The following is a 17,853-nucleotide window of genomic DNA, read 5'->3' as shown; positions in this document are numbered from 1 at the left end:
TAATAATATTATAGAGAATCTGACAATCTAAACAGATAATCACAAATGACCGCTAAGCCTTTATCAAAATTCTCAAGATGGAAGTGTTCGTTTGGTGAATGGATGTTTTCACTCTCTAAACCAAATCCCATTAATACTACTGGTGTTTTTAAGATTTGATCAAATACGGCAACAATTGGAATCGAGCCACCTTCACGAATGAACTTTGTTGGAACTCCGTACTCTTCTTCATAAGATTTTGCAGCCGCTTGAATGGCTGGATGATCAAATGGTGTTATAAACGGATGGCCTTTATCAAATGGTGTAACCGTTACTTCTACTCCTGCTGGTTTGTTTTTTTGAATATGCTTTTCAATTAATTGAATGATTTCATCAGGATCTTGATTTGGTACTAATCGACACGTAATCTTTGCATGTGCTTCAGCAGGAATAACGGTTTTAATTCCTTCACCCTGGAAGCCACCATAGATTCCATTAATCTCAAGAGTCGGTCGTCCTGACACTCGTTCTAAAAACGTATACCCTTCTTCTCCAACTAGTTCAGAGAGTTCAAGATCTTTTTTCACTTTTTCTTCATCAAATTGCAAGGCTCTATATGCTTCTCTCTCTTCTTCCGTCAGAGCTCTCACCTTATCATAGAAGCCCTCTACTCGAATCTGGAAATTGTCGTCATGGAAGGAGGCGATAAGATCCACTAATTGCTTAGCAGGATTTGGTACTCCCCCGCCAAAGGCACCAGAGTGTAAGTCACGCTTGGGACCCTTCACATCGATTTGAACACCGGCTAAACCACGCAATGCATAGCAAATGGCTGGTTCTCCTTTTGCATACAGAGCTGTATCTGATATAAGCAAGACGTCTGCTGCAAGCATTTCCTTATGTTCTTCAATAAAGTCTGGAAGATTCGGACTTCCAATCTCCTCTTCCCCTTCGATTAAAAATTTGACATTTACAGGGAGAGAATCTGTTGTTTTCATAATCGCCTCAATGGCTTTAATATGCATAAAAACCTGACCCTTGTCATCACTCGCTCCACGTGCGTAAATCTTTTCATCACGAATCATAGGCTCAAATGGTGGTGTCTCCCAAAGGTGCAACGGATCAACAGGTTGTACATCATAATGACCATAGATAAGAACGGTCGGCTTTCCTTCAGCACCTAACCACTCTCCATATACGACTGGATGACGCTTTGTTGGCATAACCTTTACATTTTGCATACCCGCTTCTGATAATGAATTCGAAATCCAATTGGCACAGCTCTCTACATCTTTTGTATGTTCAGATAAGGAACTCACACTAGGAATTTTCAAAAACTCGGTTAGCTCCTCTAATTGACGATCACGCTGTTCGCTTAAATAAACTTTCACATTGTTGTTCATATGTATGCTCCTTTCATCTAGAAAACAGATGTATAGTGTATTCGACAGATTCTAGCGTTTCCCTTTATCTTTTTCAAGTTCTCTCACATTCCCAGCTTGAAAAGAATTTTACCTAATTTATATTATCCATACATGTTTTTCTTCATCCTACAAATACTACCAATTAGACGCAAAACGATTAGGATGGAGGAAATTATGTTGAAAATGATTCGTTATGTACTTTTAACAGCGCTTGGTTTCTTGTATTTCCTACCGTGTAACGTAATCGCCGCTCCTCCGGAAGATGAGTTAACACAATACGTAAACGAATTAAATTGGACACAAGACGAGCTAATTGAATACCTTGATTTTTATGAATATACGTTAAATGATTTTCATACAATGGCAGCATTGAAGGAGGTTCTTGGAACACCTATTTCTGATGACAATCTCAAAAACCTACTGATTACGTATGATATGTCATTGGAAGAGGCAGATGATTTACTTGCTCAATTCGGGGAGTCCATTCATGACTATAAATTTATTGAGGATCTTGAATTAGCTCTGGATTTTTATTTGAATCACAACGAAGCGATGGCGGGCTTAACAGATTTTCTTGCCTATGTTGGTTTAACAGACGAAGAATTAACCATTCTGTTTGAACATATAAGTTCACTTGATGAAGACGCCCTTCAATCGAAAATAAAACAAATTAACGCTAAGATTGAACAATATAGTTATGTAAATGATACGACTGAATTATCGAAAAACCAGAGGCAAGATTTACTAAATGTTTTCATAGATGTATTAGCTTCCTATCAGCTATCAGGCAAATTTTTCTTAGCTGATGATATGGATGGAACCGGAAAATCTGAAATTACGTTTGAACAACTTCTCCAATTAAATACACTTAATGGGAAAAGTATCCTTGTAGAGCTTTATAATACGAATGGGGTATTAATTGCTGATTTATCACTGTCTGACGAGATGGTCGCTTCTGATTTCATTTTACAAACGGGTGAACAGTTTGCGCATATTGGAGAGATTGCAGGAGAATTGAATCAATTAATGCACGGAGAGCGCTTGCCCGTAACTGCTTCTTCCTATATAACTCACGCTCTTATTGGTTTCTTGCTTCTTGGAACTGGATTCATAATGTACGTAGTTCAGTTAAAGAAAGAAGCAAGGTAACTTCCGATATGAGGAAATAAAGAACAGTCCAAATGAAAATAGGACTGTTTTTTTGTTGTATGATGGCCGCTTTTAATTGGATATTTATGTTAAAATAGGCGTAGGGAATTTTACAGGAAACGGAATGTAAAAGGAGCCTGACTAGCTTTCTATTCATGAGAGGGGAGATTTTTTTTTGCGTGAACAGTATAAAATGATTTCAAAAATTGTCGGTTTAGAATTATTGTTAGTGTTTTTCTTTACATTAAATGGTGCATTCGTGACCATAGTTCAGCCATCTAGTCCTAGCTTGCATTATATCGCTCTCTTACCAATGGCAATTGGGATCTACGTTTATTTATTTAAAACGGGACAGTGGAATACTTACTTTTCACCAAGAAAACTAACACCTTTAAAAGAAACTAGTCTTCTCAGTTCTCCTTTATTAATTATTTTGGTCCTTATATTATTCGCTCATAAAGGTATTGACACTACTTCAATTCTTGATTTGATCCTATTATTATTCACACAATTATTTATCGTTGCGTTTATCGAAGAAATCTTCTTTCGAGGGTTTATGTTAAGGGTAGTAGCATCAAAAGGTTTCAAGACAGCCGTAATTGTTTCAAGCTTACTTTTTGCGATCACGCACTCGCTACAACTTCTAGGAGGTCACTCACTAGAGGACACCCTCTTACAAATTTTATATGCTTTTTTTGTTGGGATTGTGTTGTCTTTACTCATTGTGAATCGTCAATCCATTATGATTGCGATTGCCTTTCACGGTTTAAATAATTTTTTTATCCTGGAAAAAAATACAGAAGGTCCAGCATTTATAAATTACGTGCTCATTATCATTCTACTACTTTATGCCATCTATTTATGGATACGAGCCTCTAAATTAACAAATGTTGATGTGTCTAATCAGGGGCACTCCATTCATATTGTAAACTAAGAAACATGCTCAAAGTTTATTACGTTGAGCATGTTTTCAGGCTATGATCACCATTCTATTACTTTATAAACTGTGCTTCTTCTGTCGAACCCTTTAAAGCGGTTGTGGAAGACTGTCCACCAGTGATTACTTGAGCGACTTCATCAAAATAGCCAGTTCCTACTTCACGTTGGTGTCTAGTTGCCGTATATCCATACTTTTCATTCGCAAACTCCGCCTGTTGTAAGTCTGAGTAGGCGGACATTCCTCTTTCCTTATAGCCCTTTGCAAGTTCAAACATTGAATGATTCAGTGCATGAAATCCTGCTAATGTAACGAACTGAAATTTATAGCCCATCTTGCCAAGCTCTCTTTGAAACTTATCAATTGTCTCATCATCAAGTTTCTTTTTCCAGTTAAAGGAAGGAGAACAATTGTAAGCTAACAGCTTTCCTGGAAATTGTTCATGGATAGCATCTGCAAAGGCTTTTGCCTCGTCTAAACTAGGCTCTGATGTTTCGCACCAAACTAAGTCTGCATAAGGAGCATAAGCCAACCCTCTTGCAATAGCTTGATCTAAACCAGCTTTTGTTCTGAAGAAGCCTTCAGCCGTACGCTCACCTGTAATAAATGGAGCATCTACTGGGTCAATATCACTCGTAATTAAATCAGCTGCATTGGCATCTGTTCTCGCAATAAGAATGGTTGGTACTCCAAGTACATCAGCAGCTAATCTTGCTGATATTAAATTTCTCACTGCTGTTTGAGTAGGGAGTAAAACCTTCCCACCTAAATGTCCACATTTCTTTTCTGATGATAATTGATCCTCAAAGTGTACACCAGATGCTCCAGCTTCAATCATGGATTTCATTAGTTCAAATACATTTAGCTGTCCACCAAACCCTGCTTCTGCATCCGCCACAATCGGTGCAAACCAATCAACATCCCCTGCACCTTCTAAGTGCTGAATTTGATCTGCACGTTGCAACGCTTGATTAATTCGATTCACAACAGATGGAACACTATTGGCTGGATAGAGACTTTGATCTGGATACATTTGCCCTGATAGATTCGCATCTGCTGCCACTTGCCAGCCGCTTAAATAAATGGCTTTCAAACCAGCCTTCACCTGTTGTACAGCTTGGTTTCCTGTTAGCGCCCCCAGAGCATTCACATAATCTTCAGAATGAAGTAATCCCCATAGCTTTTTTGCGCCATTTTTTGCAAGAGTGTATTCTATGTCAATCGAGCCCCTTAATCTTAAAACGTCTTCTGCGGTATAGGGACGATGTACTCCTTTCCATCTTGAATCGAGCTCCCAGCTTTCCTTGATTCTTTGTAAACGTTCGCTTCTCTCCATTGTACTCCCTCTTTTCTTATAATTTTTCATAGCCTGGTAACGTTAAGAAATCTACGAATGTATCCTCTAAAACAAGGTGGTTTAATAGTTCTGTAGCTTCATCATATTTGCCTAGGTTAAAAGCTTCTGGACCTGCCCCTTGTTTAATATTTTCAAACTCTTCATCTACTAGCGTTTTATACCACTCTATCGTTAATTCTTTTCCATTGATTATAAGCCCCGGAGTGTGAAACCATTGCCACAGCTGTGCTCTTGAAATTTCAGCTGTTGCGGCATCTTCCATTAAATGATGAATAGGAACCGCCCCCATCCCCCTAAGCCAAGCTTCGATATATTGAATCGCCACACTAATGTTTGTTCGGATTCCCTCTTCAGTAATAGTCCCAGTCGGTACCTCAATTAATTGTTCGGATGTGATGCTCTCATCTAGGGTTTTATGAAGCTGATTGGCACTTGGCATCAGTTGATCGAACACCTCTAATGCCACTGGAACTAATGCTGGATGTGCGACCCACGTACCATCATGACCATCTAGTGCTTCTCGCTCCTTGTCAAGACGAACCTTTTCAATTGCTTGATTGTGCAACTCTAGATTGTGTTTCACTGGGATTTGTGCAGCCATCCCCCCCATCGCATGGGCTCCGCGTTTATGACAAGTTTGGATAACTAATAAAGAATAAGCTCTCATAAAGGGAACGGTCATCGTTACTTGTGAACGGTCCGGAAGTAGTCGGCCACTTTCTCTAAATTTTTTAATGTAACTAAAGATGTAGTCCCACCTACCACAATTTAAACCAGCTGAATGCTCACGGAGTTCAAAAAGGATTTCATCCATTTCGAATGCCGCCAATATCGTTTCAAGTAAAACCGTTGCCTTGATCGTTCCTCTGGAAATCGATAAATAATCCTGGGCGAATAGAAACACATCATTCCACAATCGTGCCTCCAGATGATTTTCTAGCTTAGGTAAATAGAAATAAGGTCCACTGTTTCTGTTTAGTAGATTTTTGGCATTGTGGAAAAAATACAGCCCGAAATCAAAAAGACTTCCTGATATTCTTTCATCGTTTAATAAAACATGTTTCTCTTCTAAGTGCCAACCTCTTGGTCGTACAAATAAGGTCGCTACATGATCTTGTAAGATATACTTCTTTCCATGTTCATTTTCAAAAGAAATCGTACGATTGACAGCATCTCTAAGATTCATTTGACCTTCAATCATATTGTCCCATGTTGGAGAGGTTGCATCTTCAAAATCAGCCATGAATACTTTTGCACCAGAATTGAGAGCATTAATAATCATTTTTCGATCAACCGGTCCGGTGATTTCTACTCTTCGATCTACGATATCCTCTGGAACAGGCGATACCTTCCAATCTCCATTTCGTATGTGCTTTGTGTGAGGTAGAAAATCAGGAAGATTCCCCTTATTTAATTCTTTCTGCCTTTCTTCTCTCACCTCTAATAGTTGTTTTCTTCGTTGACCAAATTGCTTTTCCAGTGATGCAATAAACACTAACGCTTCTTCTGTAAGAATCTCGTTGTACCCTTGTTTGAGTGGACCTATAACCTTTAACCCGAGAGTTTGAATCGTCAAATCGTCTCCTCCTTTTAGAGAAATGGAATCGTGGTTAATACTTGTTGTTATAATACAGTTGTATTTAATTTTATCTTATTATATAACAGATTATTCAAAAGTGTAACACTTTTTTTGTAAATTTATCCAAAAAAAATAAAACTCCGAATCCAGGAGTTTTATTTTTTCCAACGGTGCGAATGTGTTTATAGACTAATTTAACTCAAACTAGGTAGCTTTCTCTAGTTGTCTTCTATTACAGGTTGACCATAGCTCTCTAAAAAGTGTAATCGATCAAGCATTGGTGGATGGGTATACCTAAATATTTTGACTAATATAGGTGGATTTACCTCACTTAAGTTAGTTTTTGAAAGCTTTTGAAAAGTCATAACCGCTGCTGTATTATCTCCGGTTAATTCAATCGCGTACTTGTCTGACTCTAGCTCATGCATTCTGGAAACTGTATTGTTTATCGGTAAAAAGATAAACGATAGCAAGGATAGGAGCAAGAAAAATAAAGGAATAGACGATATTTCTTGCATATTCTTAATATGGAGAGCGTGTCCCCATCTTGTAACAATCGTATTCATCATCTTATGGATAAGAAATAAACCGACTAACGTAACGAAAATATATCCAACGGTACCAAATAGAATGTGTTTTTTGACATAATGCCCCATCTCATGTGCCATGATAAATAAAACTTCATCATCTGATAGCTTTTCTATTGTTGTATCCCATAGAACAATTCTTGAATTCCCAGCGATACCTGTCACATAGGCATTCATTGCATTTGTTTTTTCCGACATATTCACTTCAAACACATGCTCTGCCGGTATTCCAGCTTCATCTGCAAGCGCAAGTATTTTGGCTTCTAATTCCTTATCCTTAAGTGGATAAAAATCATTATAAAGAGGGGCAATCACAACCGGTTGAATAAACGTCAAAAACAACGTGAATGGAATAGATAAAAGCCATGCATAAAACCACCAACGTTTTTGACTACGTTGAATTAATGTGTAAAGAACAATCACAATAAGTCCTGTTAATAAGAAATTTATCCAGTAATCAATCATATAGTCTTTCATCCAATTAGAGAATGGCTGTACATTGATACCGTATTTTTTCGAAGCTGAATATCCATACCATTTCAACGGGAATGAAAGAATTGAAGTTAGTAGTGAAAACCAGAAAAAATAAACTAGAATTTGTAAGGAACGGAATCTCGTAGTGGCTTCTGACCATACTTTTATTTTTCTTGATAATCCCACTATTAATAGTAGAAATAGCAGCACCCATTCGTATGGTGTTGATAGAAAAAATAATAAATTCCGAACCGTTGCGTAATCTTGACTAAGTGTAAGCTCTCGTTCATCCATAAAGGTAGCAGGATCCGCTGCTGTGCCTCTATACTGCTCCGGTATGGTGGTATCGGTTAAAAAAAATAAATAGCTACCGATTGCCGCTCCAAAAAGGATGTAACCTACTATTAATGCGACGATCGTCTTTCTCATCTGTCTCCCTCCTAACATGTCCTCTTTTTATTTTTAGTCAAATTCTGTTTGTTTAGAACATCATATCGAAAAACTATTTGTTTTTAAAATTAAAATCATCACTTTCTATTTTTTTAAGTAGGATGAGTAGCATCAGAATGAAGGGGAAGCTGAATTTCAGTAGAACAGCCTGTAGTTATTAACCCATCGTGCGCATAGGGTCATGTCTATCTTATTGCACGTGCAACATTTTGGGTGATTTTCTACTATTTTTTAATAAAAAGATATGATTTTGATAATTTATTTGATTGTTTTGAATCGCGAAGACTTTGTGTAATGAAATTTTGATTTGTTTTTTCGTAAAAAACGGTTCTGATTGTCATATTGAAGAAGTTATCATCAACTACTGTAAATTTATCAGCGACTTATTTCTCTATATCAGCAACTTTTTCATTTTATCGGCAACTTTGAAAAGTTATCATCAACTATTTAGTTTATCAGTGTCTTTAGTAGTTTCATCATCAAGTATCCCAATATTATCGTCAACTCTTTCATTTTTATCAGCAACTGTAAGATGTTCATCTATTCTGTAAAACAAAAAATCGGCACAAAGCCGATTTTTCCTACTTGTTTATTTACTTAGCACTTGATCCTTTAATGCTCTTCTTAAAATCTTTCCTGTTGTATTTTTCGGTAGTTCTTCTAAAAACTCTATTGAGCTTGGTAGTTTGTATTTCGCTAAATGTTCTTGGCAGTATGCAAGTAGCTCTTGTTCTGTTACGTTTTCTTTTGTTACTACATATGATTTAACAGCTTCACCGAAGTTCATATCTGGAACACCGATAACTGCTACTTCCACAACAGCTGGATGTGAATACAGCACCTCTTCTACTTCACGTGGATACACATTATAGCCACCAACAATAATCATGTCTTTTTTCCGGTCCACAATATAGAAGTAACCTTCATCATCCATCTTAGCTAAATCTCCAGTGTATAACCAGCCGTCACGAAGTGTATGGGCTGTTTCCTCTGGGAGCTTATAATAGCCTTTCATAACATTTGGCCCGCGTACGATTAGCTCTCCTACTTGACCAATAGGTACTTCCTCTCCAAGCTCGTCAACTACTTTATTCTCAACATTCACGATGCTCATCCCAATAGACCCAGCTTTTCTTGGTCTATCTAAAGGATTAAAGCATGTTACTGGAGCAGCTTCAGACAGGCCATATCCCTCCGATACTAATACATTAAATTTCTGTTCAAACGACTTTAACAAGGCAACTGGCATGGAGGCTCCGCCTGAGATACAGAGACGCAGACTCTGTAAATCTACTACATTTGCTTCAGGGTATTGCAATAGAAAATTGTACATGGTTGGAACACCTGCAAATACAGTCGCTTCATATTTTTTTGTAATGGCAAAAATATCACCAGGACTGAAGCGGGGAACGATGATTATGGTACCACCATTCATTAATGGTGCATTTAAAGCAACCGTTAAGCAAAACACATGGAACATTGGCAAAGTTGCAATGACACGATCTTCTTCAGCTATTTTTAAATAGTTTGCCGTATCCTGAGCATTGCTAAATATGTTCTTGTGTGTAAGCATTGCTCCCTTTGGCTTTCCCGTCGTTCCGGACGTATATAGAATGACTGCAACTTCTTCATCATTGATTGTAGGTCCTTGATATAATGGATTTCCTGAAGCTAACACAGTTGTAAACGATTTCATTTTAGGGAAAATAGAAAGCTTTGTTACATCAAGTTCCTGTTCTTTCTCTTTTGGTGTTTCACAGAAAATCAACTGCTCCACTTTTGGTAAATGATCTTCCATTTTTTCAAATAATGGAATGAGTAAATCTAAAGCGACTACTACTTTGACATCACCGTTGTTTATTATGTACCCAATTTCATCTGGGGTATAGATTGGGTTGATCGGAATAACCGTTGCTCCAGCACGGATAGCACCGTACAAGCCAATAACAAAATGAGGACTGTTTCCTAAAAGTAGAGCAATGTGATCGCCTTTCTTCACACCCATATCTAGTAAAGCGCTTGCAAATTTTGAAACAGCACCATCTAGCTCACGGTATGTACAGGCAGCATCTTGAAAATAATAAGCTGGTTTATCAGGTAGACGTTTCGCATTTTCATGTAATTTCGAACTAATATTCAAAGAAAATCCCCTCACCTTCATATTATTTATAACAATAAAAAAATTCTAAATATTTATGTTTATTATATTCTAATAAAATATTTCCATCAAGTGGAACTTGTGTTTTCACTGATATAATTCTAGAAACATTATTTTAAAAAAATAGTGAGGGAGCACTCCCTCACTATTTTACGATGCCGTCCAGCTCCAGCCACTTTTTGCTAAAGATACTCGGCCTTTGTATAATTCATTCGCTTGCTCCATCAATTCAGCATGGTTACCAAAGTGGGGAAGGTGGGTTAATAACAATTCCTTTACCCCTGCTTGCTGTGCTAGTAATCCTGCATCTGTACTCGTCATATGACCTGCTTTCTTCCCATCCATACCAGCATATAAATTACACTCACAAATTAGTAAATCTGTGCCTTTTGAAAAAGAAACAAACTCCTCTTTATAAGACGTATCGGCTGTATAGACGAAAGACGTTCCGTCTGCCTCTATTCTCATAGCATAGCAAGGAACAGGATGGTCTGTTTGAAGAAAAGAAATCGAAAAAGGACCAATGGTTACACTACTTTCTGGATCATATGGAAGTGCTTTTGTAACATTTGGATAAGTTAACGATTCATACCCTTGCTGATCCTGTTGGTGACCGTAAATTTCCAGTAGGGACATTTGTTTCCCTAAGAAACCTGATATGAGCCTTCCGTACTGCAACGCACCGATATCACAAACATGATCATTGTGATAATGAGAAATAATGACTGCATCGAGCTCCTCGACTTGAATATAGTTTTGCATCTGTGATATAACACCACTTCCACAATCGACAAGTAGTTTAAAATCTTTATGTTCAACAAGATAGCCTGACGTTGCCTCATTCTTTCCAGGAAATCCACCCCAAAACCCGATTACTGTTACTTTCAAGCAAACTCCTCCTTCAATATGTTCAATCTCATCTTACCAAAAATAGGTACAAACGTACATTTCCACTCTGTTACAATACAGTTGTTGACATTGGACAAATTGTTATAATACAATATTACTAACAATATGAAGGGGGAATCTTCAATGTTAATGAGTAGCACCGAGTTCTTTAAAAATCTACCTCCAAAACAATGCAGAGAATGTGGAAAAGTAATGGAAGAACAACACGAATGCTATACTAGTCAATGTGAAGATTGCAGAAAAATTGGTGAATAGACATCTTGTGTAAAAGCATAGACTCCACTTAACAGCAGTACATCCATTTAGACCTGTTTTTCATCATCCATCTTTCTCCAATACAAAAAACCACCTGTCCATATTTACAGGTGGTTACTTAATTTAAATAGATACGATAATGTCTTCAACTACCCGCTTGCCTTGATCAATACAGTCTGGTAAGCCGAGTCCCTCAAAGGAGCTACCAACTACGAATACATTAGGAAGCTCTTTTTGAACAGTTTCTTTCATTTTATTGAGTCTTTCCTTATGTCCGACCACATATTGCGGCATTGCTTTCTTCCATCTTGAAATTACGACAAAATCAGGTTCTGTTGTTACACCACTAATGGTTTGAAGATCCGTTTTTACAGCTTGAAGAATTTCATCGTCTGATCCGTACACGATATCTTCATCGCCCGCCTTACCAACATAACATCTAATTAGCGCCTTTCCCTTCGGAACTGTATGTGGCCATTTTTTATGTGTCCACGTACAAGCCGTGATGGTATACGGACTATTTCTAGAGACAACAAATCCGGTTCCTTCGATCAATTGGCTAAACGCTTCCAATGGATAGGCCATCGCTACTGTGGCAACAGATGTCGAAGGAATATCCTCGAAATCTTCCATTATCCCATATGGTTTAAGGATCTCACTCGAAGCTAAATGAGGCGTAGCTAGGACAACATAATTCGCTTCAAGCTTTTCACCATTGTCTAATGAAACAAAATAACCGTTCTCACTCTTTTCAAGACCTAGTACTTTTCTTTCTAGAAGCACGTTCTCTTTTGGCAGTTGCTGACCAATCGTATCCACAATCGAGGATAGACCTGAACTGACCGTTTGGAAAATACCTTTTTTACTTTTGCCTGTCTCTTTTTTCTGTGGTGATGTCGTTTTCATCCCCAAAATCAAACTCCGGTATTTACTTTCTACTTGTTTAAATTGAGGAAACGTTGACTCCAAGCTTAATTGGTCAATATCACCAGCATAGATACCAGACAAGAGCGGCTCAATTAAATTCTCCACTACTTCACTTCCAAGGCGCCTTCTAAAAAAATGCCCAAGTGATTGGTCTCCTTCAATTCCACTCTTTGGTAAGATCAAGTCGGCAGCAGCTCTTAATTTTCCTACGGGAGAAAATAAGCCCGATGTAATAAATGGGGTTATTTTTGTTGGAATTCCCATAACAGCACCTTCTGGTATAGGAAAAAGCTCGTTGTTTACTAACACATGTGCTGTACCAGTTGAATTGTTAACAAGTTGATCACCCAGACCAAGATCTCTTACAAGCTGCCCTGCACTTACTTTCCGTTCGAGAAATGAATCAGGACCTCTCTCAATTGTAAACCCATCTTTCTGAACGGTTGAAATTTTCCCACCAAGGTGCTTGCTAGCTTCTACTAGCTTGAAGGAAATCGGTAAGCCTTTTTCATTCGCCTGCTTTTGTAAGTAAAAAGCTGTTGTTAAACCCGTTATCCCCCCGCCAATAATGACAACTTTCTTCTCCTTTGAATTCATCTAATCGCCCTTTATTCTTCAATACTTGAAAGCTTGTTTAATACGACTGTACCAACTGCATCTATAAACTGTGGCTTTGCATTTGGCATTTCCGGCCTATAATATCTAGCACCAACTTCATCCGTTACATGCTTACATTCAATATCATTATCATAAAGTACTTCTAAATGATCTGATACAAATCCAACTGGAATATATACAAATGCTTTATAACGTTTTACCTCAAATAAATCTCTTGTTAAATCCTGGACATCCGGTCCGATCCACGGTTCCGGTGTATTACCAGCACTTTGCCAGCCTACTTCGTAGTTCGCCACTCCAGCACCATTCGCTATTAAATCAGCTGTTTCTTGCAGTTGATTTGGATATGGATCACCAGATGCAATAATTTTTTCTGGTAAACTGTGCGCTGAAACAATTAAGACAGAATGTTCACGTTCTTCTTCAGTCATCATGGAATACGTTTGTTTCACTTGGTCAACCCAATACTGAATGAACTTAGGTTCATCATACCAGCTCTCAATACTATGTATAGTCGGTCCACCAATTTTTTCAGCTTCTTCTTTTGCTCTGCCGTTATAAGATTTTACGCTAAAGGTAGAGAAATGTGGTGCTAGTACAATACTAATTGCTTCTTCGATTCCGTCTTGTTTCATTTGCTGTACAGCATCCTCAACAAACGGTTCAATATGCTTTAAACCAAGATACATTTTAAACTCGTATTGTTCTTGATTTTGATTTAAGTAAGCTTCTAGACTTTCAGCCTGTTCTAAAGTGATTTTAGCAAGCGGTGAAATTCCACCAATTGCTTCATATCGTTCTCTCAATTCTTCTACTAGTTCCGGAGAAGGTTTGCGACCTCTACGAATATGTGTGTAATAGCGTTCTAAATCTTCTTCCTTATATGGAGTCCCGTATGCCATTACTAATAAACCTATTTTTTTCTTCAATTTACAATACTCCCTTTCCTTCACTTTTTAGAGGAATATTCATGTACAAATGCTGTTAGTTTTCTTAAAGTATCTGGGTTAACCTCTGGGAACACACCATGCCCAAGGTTAAAGATATATCCAGGCTTTTCTATTCCTTGATCTAAAACTTCCTTCGCTTTTTCTTCAATTACTTCCCAAGGAGCTAAAAGAACAGAAGGATCCAAATTTCCTTGAACCGGCTTCGTAATGCCTCTCTCCCTTGCTTCTCTAATTGGCAAACGCCAATCTAAGCCCACTACATCAAGTGGAAGGTCATGCCACTCCATCGCTAAATGACTAGCCCCAACACCGAACATAATGAGCGGAACATTTTCTTCTCTTAGAGCGGAGAAAATCTTTTCCATAGTTGGTTTTATAAAGATTCGGTAATCTCGTGCACTTAGCTGTCCAACCCAAGAATCAAAAATCTGAATCGCTTTTGCACCAGCATGAATTTGTGATTTAAGATATGCAATCGTCATTTCCGCTAGTTTATCCATTAATACAAACCATGCTTTACTTTCCCCGTACATAAATGCCTTTGTTTTATGATATCCTTTTGATGGACCGCCTTCGATCATATAGCTTGATAGCGTAAACGGCGCACCAGCAAAACCGATTAAAGGTACGTTTAGTTGTTCTGTTGTTAGAAGCTTAATCGTTTCTAAAATATAAGGTACATCTTGTTCAGGATTAATTTCTCCAAGCTTCTCTACATCAGCTAAAGATCGAATTGGATTATCAATAACAGGTCCAACACCAGCTTTAATATCTACTTTCACTCCGATAGCAGGTAGGGGAGACATAATGTCTTTATAAAGAATCGCAGCATCATTATCATACTGCTCAACCGGAAGTCTTGTTACATATGCACATAACTCTGGTTGCTTAGTGATTTCAAATAAAGAGTATTGTTCCTTAATCTTTCTATATTCAGGCTGTGAGCGCCCTGCTTGTCTCATATACCAAACCGGCACATGGTCTGCACGTTCACCCTTACATGCTTTTAAAAACGAATCATTAAATGTTTTCGTTGTCATTTTCTCTCACCTTTCTATATTCGACAAACTATACCTATTATTTTTAAGTTATTGTAATTTAACTATACAATATTTCTATTTTTTGTATAGGTATAGCCGTGACAGTTCATAAAATCGACATCATTTAAACATTATCAAATTAAATGGTTTGTTATCAAATTTTTTGGTTTTCAAAAAAAAACCTCCGAGGTGGAGGCTTTCATCTAAAGTTTGGAGTTGCTATGTTGGACGGTTTACCAAGCTCCTCGGTTTGTGGATTAAACGGCACTACATAATAGCTTGAAGGATTAAATAGATTCACACTTTCAATTTCGAATGAACCGGTCCCCTTTACTTCGTCTATTTTCGTCCATGTATTGTCATTTCTTTCGAATATATGGTAGACAATTCTTTCATCCATGCTTGTAGTCCACTGCAAGGTAACTTTAAAGAAACCAAATGGTCGAAACGTTAATTTAGCCTGCAAATCTGTAATAGCGTGTAATAAAATAGGTTTTTCAAGCTCTTCCACCCCGTTTGGAGCGACAAACTCTGCTGTATGATCATGGTTTGAGGACGCTAGAATTTTTTTAAATAGTCTAGTTGGATATGTGCTTCCATGTTTCAAATAATGATCTTTATCTGTTCGATCATAACCCATCCATAAAGCACCAACAACATTTGGAGTATAACCGACAAACCATGCATCCTTTGTACCGCCTTCTACACCTGTAAAGGATGTTGTACCAGTTTTCCCAGCAAGACTTCCTGTATACTCACCTACTTTGGCTGTCCCTTCATCGACAACCGCTTCAAGCATTCTCGTAATGTACCATGCTGTTTGAGGTGAAAACACTTCGCTTTCTATTATTTCAGTTGAGGTTAACAAATTGCCAGCTTGATCGACTATTTTTTGAATAAAGAATGGCTCCACTATCTTCCCTTCATTAGCAAAGGCACGATACGCTTTCGTCATTTGCAAAGGTGATATACCATTTTCCAGACCACCAAGTGCGATTGCCAGACCTTGGTCAGGTAGTGAAATTCCTGCCCTATTTATATATTTCTTCCCATGATCGATTCCAATTTTATTTAATAGCCATACAGCTGGTGCATTGGCAGAAGTAGTTAATGCATCATACATCGATATCTTCCCTTTATATACCCCATTATAATTTTGGGGTGAATATTCTCCATAAGAAAGGGGCTCATCAACAAGCATTGAATAAGGATGATAGTCAGACTCTTCTAAAGCTGGACCATAAACAGCTAGTGGTTTAATTGTAGACCCAGGCTGTCTCTTAACGATCGCGCGATTGATTCCTTTATTCACGTACTTTCTTCCACCAACTACCGCAAGAACACCACCAGTGTGTACGTCCATCATGACAAAAGCGCCTTCAACTTGTTCATTCGTACCTGGGAAATACTGGTCCTTCTGAAACAGTTCGTGGGCGACTTGTTGAAGGTCACGATCAATAGGAACTGTGATTGTATATCCTCCCGTCATCATTTCTTCATTAGAAAAACCAAAACGTTGTTTTGCCTCTTCCATGACCATATCTATATATGTAGCAAAAGCTGGATTTTTTGTATATTCATTTCTGTTTAACGTAATCGTTCTGCCTTTACTTCTTACAGCTTGATCTGCATCTATATAACCTTTTTGTTGCATCACGTTAATAACCAAGTCTCGTCTCTGTTTACTTTTTTCAGGATTGTTTATAGGAGAGTAATTCGTGGGACTTTTAGGAATTCCCGCGAGTAACGCAGCTTCATCGATAGTCAATTCTGACACCTTTTTATTGAAATAAAGATTTGCTGCCGTCTGTATTCCGTAGGCTCCATGTCCAAAGTAAATCTGGTTCATGTACATCTCTAACAATTTCTTTTTACTATATTTCCGCTCCAGATTTATCGCAATTACTGCTTCCTTTGTTTTTCGTAGGATTGTTTTTTCATTTGATAAAAACACATTCTTGGCTAATTGCTGAGTGATTGTACTACCTCCTTCTACTTTACTCCCAGCAAGAATGTCCTTATACAAAGCTCTAAAAATTGCCTTTACATCAATGCCATGATGTTCATAAAACCTGGCGTCCTCTATGGCAATAAAGGCATGTTGAACATGTTCTGGTACTTGATCAATTTTTACTAGCTCTCTATCTTCAATGTACAATTTTGAAATCACATGACCGTTTCGGTCTATCAAAGTAGTTGTCGAATCCATAACAAGATTTTGTTCGTCTACTACAAAATCCCCAGCAAACAAGATTAGAAAATAACCTGTTAAACCAATTATTATAGTTGAAACTACTGCAACTGCTCCTATCAGAAGCTTTCGTTTCATTAAGACACCTCTTTTATCAACTTTTTACCACTGTACACTATGTTCGACAAAAAATGCATATCCTAGTGCCTCTTACTATTTTCTACCAACAACGAGCATATATGTATAATCTTTTTTGAACATCATCATTTTATTTTCAAAAGGGGTTGCGTTTATACTACCTATAAAGGAGGTTAAAATATGAATCTTTATATTACATATGGAACATATGAATTTCTCTCCCGCATTAAAGACCAGTATGAGAACGAAACGATGCTGCTTCTTACAGGAGAAGAAGATCGAGCAATGCTATTGCATGAAGGAAAAGGAGAAACTGTGTTTAAGGAAGGTAACACATATGAAATATTGGATCAAGCTGGGGACTTTAATAGTGCAGGGTTTGCAGTTCTAAATAATATCCCTGTGTCAGATGAAGGGCGGTCAATCTTTGAATATCGTTTCTCACAAAGGGCTAAACAAATTGAGAATGAGCCAGGCTTTAACGCCATTCGGGTGCTTAGGCCTAAAAACAATGATACTTACATCATTGTAACCTTATGGGATGATGAGCAGAGTTTTCTTAACTGGCAAACTTCAAAAGCGTACGAAAATACCCATAGAACCAGAGGAACATCAGAGGGAATTGATCAACCGTCCATATTCCCTAGGCCATCCTATGTGACAAAATATACGGTAATAAAAGAGTAATTTTGCCAATTATTTCAAGTACTTTTGATAAACCACCTGTCCAT

General features: G+C 37.8%; 14 protein-coding genes. 4 read left to right on the top strand and 10 right to left on the bottom strand.

The window, feature by feature from the left end; all coding sequences use genetic code 11:
• Positions 1-8 precede the first annotated feature (8 nt).
• Positions 9-1,382 carry a dipeptidase gene (locus ACFSCX_RS21755; RefSeq protein ID WP_377930363.1) on the bottom strand — a complete coding sequence of 458 codons (1,374 nt, stop codon included), beginning with the start codon at positions 1,380-1,382 and terminating at the stop codon, positions 9-11.
• Between the two features lie 204 nt (positions 1,383-1,586).
• On the opposite strand from ACFSCX_RS21755, the gene ACFSCX_RS21750 reads away from it, so the two are divergent.
• Positions 1,587-2,552 (top strand): processed acidic surface protein, encoded by a 966-nt coding sequence (locus ACFSCX_RS21750; protein WP_377930394.1) that lies wholly within the window; start codon positions 1,587-1,589, stop codon positions 2,550-2,552.
• 175 nt (positions 2,553-2,727) lie between these two features.
• Complete coding sequence (locus ACFSCX_RS21745; protein WP_377930361.1) at positions 2,728-3,486, top strand: CPBP family intramembrane glutamic endopeptidase; 759 nt, start codon at positions 2,728-2,730, stop codon at positions 3,484-3,486.
• A gap of 58 nt (positions 3,487-3,544) precedes the next feature.
• Here ACFSCX_RS21745 and aceA read toward each other — a convergent pair whose 3' ends face one another.
• From aceA to ACFSCX_RS21720, 5 genes are all read right to left on the bottom strand, one after another.
• A complete protein-coding gene (aceA, locus tag ACFSCX_RS21740) occupies positions 3,545-4,825 on the bottom strand; it encodes an isocitrate lyase (RefSeq protein WP_377930360.1) in 1,281 nt (426 codons plus the stop codon).
• 16 nt (positions 4,826-4,841) lie between these two features.
• The gene (gene aceB / locus ACFSCX_RS21735; protein ID WP_377930359.1) at positions 4,842-6,422 is read right to left on the bottom strand and encodes a malate synthase A; all 1,581 of its coding nucleotides are present in this window, start codon (positions 6,420-6,422) and stop codon (positions 4,842-4,844) included.
• 221 nt (positions 6,423-6,643) lie between these two features.
• On the bottom strand, positions 6,644-7,915 hold the full coding sequence (locus ACFSCX_RS21730; RefSeq protein ID WP_377930357.1) for a M48 family metallopeptidase: 1,272 nt from the start codon (positions 7,913-7,915) through the stop codon (positions 6,644-6,646).
• Positions 7,916-8,525: 610 nt separating this feature from the next.
• On the bottom strand, positions 8,526-10,076 hold the full coding sequence (locus ACFSCX_RS21725) for a fatty acid--CoA ligase family protein (RefSeq protein WP_377930356.1): 1,551 nt from the start codon (positions 10,074-10,076) through the stop codon (positions 8,526-8,528).
• 168 nt (positions 10,077-10,244) lie between these two features.
• On the bottom strand, positions 10,245-10,982 hold the full coding sequence (locus ACFSCX_RS21720; protein WP_377930355.1) for an MBL fold metallo-hydrolase: 738 nt from the start codon (positions 10,980-10,982) through the stop codon (positions 10,245-10,247).
• A gap of 144 nt (positions 10,983-11,126) precedes the next feature.
• On the opposite strand from ACFSCX_RS21720, the gene yhfH reads away from it, so the two are divergent.
• Positions 11,127-11,258, top strand: a complete 132-nt coding sequence (yhfH, locus tag ACFSCX_RS21715) for a protein YhfH (RefSeq protein WP_377930354.1) — start codon at positions 11,127-11,129, stop codon at positions 11,256-11,258.
• Positions 11,259-11,381: 123 nt separating this feature from the next.
• Here the strand turns inward: yhfH and hemY are convergent, their stop codons facing one another.
• The 4 genes from hemY to ACFSCX_RS21695 all read right to left on the bottom strand — a co-directional run bounded on the left by hemY (position 11,382) and on the right by ACFSCX_RS21695 (position 17,122).
• Positions 11,382-12,782, bottom strand: coding sequence for a protoporphyrinogen oxidase (gene hemY / locus ACFSCX_RS21710; protein ID WP_377930353.1), 1,401 nt, complete (start codon positions 12,780-12,782; stop codon positions 11,382-11,384).
• Positions 12,783-12,793: 11 nt separating this feature from the next.
• Positions 12,794-13,732, bottom strand: coding sequence for a ferrochelatase (hemH, locus tag ACFSCX_RS21705; protein WP_377930352.1), 939 nt, complete (start codon positions 13,730-13,732; stop codon positions 12,794-12,796).
• A 20-nt stretch (positions 13,733-13,752) separates the two neighbouring features.
• Complete coding sequence (hemE, locus tag ACFSCX_RS21700) at positions 13,753-14,793, bottom strand: uroporphyrinogen decarboxylase (protein ID WP_377930351.1); 1,041 nt, start codon at positions 14,791-14,793, stop codon at positions 13,753-13,755.
• A 199-nt stretch (positions 14,794-14,992) separates the two neighbouring features.
• On the bottom strand, positions 14,993-17,122 hold the full coding sequence (locus ACFSCX_RS21695; RefSeq protein WP_377930350.1) for a transglycosylase domain-containing protein: 2,130 nt from the start codon (positions 17,120-17,122) through the stop codon (positions 14,993-14,995).
• Positions 17,123-17,302: 180 nt separating this feature from the next.
• Between ACFSCX_RS21695 and ACFSCX_RS21690 the strand changes: the two genes are divergently transcribed.
• On the top strand, positions 17,303-17,809 hold the full coding sequence (locus ACFSCX_RS21690; RefSeq protein WP_377930349.1) for an antibiotic biosynthesis monooxygenase family protein: 507 nt from the start codon (positions 17,303-17,305) through the stop codon (positions 17,807-17,809).
• The last annotated feature ends 44 nt before the right edge of the window (positions 17,810-17,853 follow it).

Origin of the sequence: Bacillus salitolerans (genome assembly GCF_042680805.1) — a bacterium.
Classification (GTDB): Bacteria; Bacillota; Bacilli; order Bacillales; family SA4; genus Bacillus_CJ; species Bacillus_CJ salitolerans.
The sequence above is the reverse complement of the archived record's forward strand: the minus strand, read 5'-3'. Positions and strand labels throughout refer to the sequence as shown.